Origin of the sequence: Kitasatospora sp. NPDC007106 (assembly GCF_040634455.1) — a bacterium.
GTDB classification, from domain to species: domain Bacteria; phylum Actinomycetota; class Actinomycetes; order Streptomycetales; family Streptomycetaceae; genus Kitasatospora; species Kitasatospora arboriphila.
This window is the reverse complement of the sequence record NZ_JBEYFP010001045.1, coordinates 1-1,887: the sequence shown is the minus strand read 5'-3', so window position 1 is coordinate 1,887 and position 1,887 is coordinate 1. Positions and strand designations below refer to the sequence as shown.

General features: G+C 76.1%; 2 protein-coding genes and 1 pseudogene. All 3 read left to right on the top strand.

The window, feature by feature from the left end:
* Window positions 1–172, top strand: a pseudogene (locus tag ABZ641_RS35560) (biotin synthase BioB); the annotation flags it as partial.
* Window positions 172–1,467: an adenosylmethionine--8-amino-7-oxononanoate transaminase gene (locus ABZ641_RS35555; RefSeq protein ID WP_359988553.1), complete on the top strand. Its 1,296-nt coding sequence runs from the start codon at window positions 172–174 to the stop codon at window positions 1,465–1,467. The pseudogene ABZ641_RS35560 and the gene ABZ641_RS35555, both read left to right, overlap by 1 nt.
* Window positions 1,464–1,887: dethiobiotin synthase (locus ABZ641_RS35550; RefSeq protein WP_359988551.1), on the top strand; the 424-nt coding region annotated here is incomplete at its 3' end. The genes ABZ641_RS35555 and ABZ641_RS35550, both read left to right, overlap by 4 nt.

Here is a 1,887-nt window from a genome sequence, read left to right as displayed (position 1 = left end):
GCCCCGGCGGCACGTCACGGCGGTCGCCGAGCTGACCGCGACCGGGGCCCCGGCGGAGGCCGAGGCCGAGGCGAAGGCCCTGATCGAGGCGGAGTCCTCGGACGAGGCCCGGACCGACCTGGTGCGGGTGCGCCGCCGCGGCGCGGGCACCGAGCTGGCCCCGAACGCCTGATGGCCGACGTCCAGCACCTGCTCGGCCTCGACCGGGCGCACGTCTGGCACCCGTACGGGCCCATGCCCGGCACCGTCACCCCGTACGTGGTGGAGTCCGCGTCCGGGGTGCGGCTGCGGCTCGCCGGGCCGGCGGGCGGGCACCGGGAACTGATCGACGGCATGTCCTCCTGGTGGGCGGCGATCCACGGCTACCGGCACCCGGTGCTGGACGAGGCGGTGCGCGAGCAGCTCGGCCGGATGAGCCACGTGATGTTCGGCGGGCTCACCCACGAGCCCGCCGTCCGGCTGGCGGCGACGCTGGTCGACATCACGCCGGAGCCGCTGCGGCACGTCTTCCTCGCCGACTCCGGCTCGGTCGCGGTCGAGGTGGCGTTGAAGATGTGCCTGCAGTACTGGCAGTCGGTCGGCCGCCCGGCCAAGCGCCGGGTGCTGACCTGGCGCGGCGGCTACCACGGTGACACCTTCCACCCGATGTCGGTCTGCGACCCGGACGGCGGGATGCACCACCTGTGGGGCGGCGTGCTGCCCCGTCAGCTGTTCGTCCCGGAGCCGCCGGCCGGCTTCGACGCGCCGCTCGACGAGGCGTACGCGGGCGTGCTCGCCGACCTGGTCGCGCAGCACGCGGACGAGCTGGCCGCGATCATCGTGGAGCCGGTGGTGCAGGGTGCGGGCGGGATGCGCTTCCACTCCCCCGGCTACCTGCGGCTGCTGCGCGAGCTGTGCGACGAGCACGGCGTGCTGCTGGTCTTCGACGAGATCGCCACCGGCTTCGGCCGCAGCGGGGCGCTGTTCGCGGCGGACCACGCCGGGGTGTCGCCGGACGTGATGTGCCTGGGCAAGGCGCTCACCGGCGGCTACCTGACGATGGCCGCGACGCTGTGCACCGCGGAGGTCGCCGACGGCATCAGCCGCGGCGAGGTGCCGGTGCTGGCGCACGGTCCGACGTTCATGGGCAACCCGCTGGCCGCGGCCGTCGCCAACGCCTCGATCGGGCTGCTGCTCGGCCAGGACTGGCAGCTGGAGGTCAAGCGGATCGAGGCCGGGCTGTCCGCCGGGCTCGCGCCGCTCGCGGACGCCCCGGGCGTGCTGGACGTGCGGGTGCAGGGCGCGATCGGCGTCGTCCAGCTGGACCACCCCGTCGACATGGCGGCGGCCACCGAGGCCGCCGCGCGCGAGGGCGTGTGGCTGCGGCCCTTCCGCGACCTGGTCTACACGATGCCGCCCTACGTGACGGACGATCAGGACCTCGCGCGGATCGCCGCCGGTGTCGCGGCCGCGGCGGTGGCCGGATGAGCGTGCTGTTCGTGACCGGCACCGGGACGGAGGTCGGCAAGACCGTCGTCACGGCGGCGGTGGCCGCCCTCGCCCGGGGGCCGGTGGCCGTGCTGAAGCCCGGTCAGACCGGGGTCGCCCCCGCGGAGGCCGGGGACGTGGCCGAGGTGGTCCGGCTCACCGGGCGCGGCCTCACCGTCCGCGAGCTGGCCCGCTACCCCGAGCCGCTCGCCCCCGACACCGCGGCCCGGCGGGCCGGCCTGCCCGCCGTCCACCCGCAGCAGGTCGCGGAGGCCGTCGCCGAACTGGCGGAGGACCACGCGCTGGTGCTGGTGGAGGGTGCGGGCGGGCTGCTCGTCCGCTACGACGAGGACGGGCACACCCTCGCCGACATGGCGCTCGCCGCGGCCGGGCTCGGCCTGGAGCCGTCCGTGCTGGTGG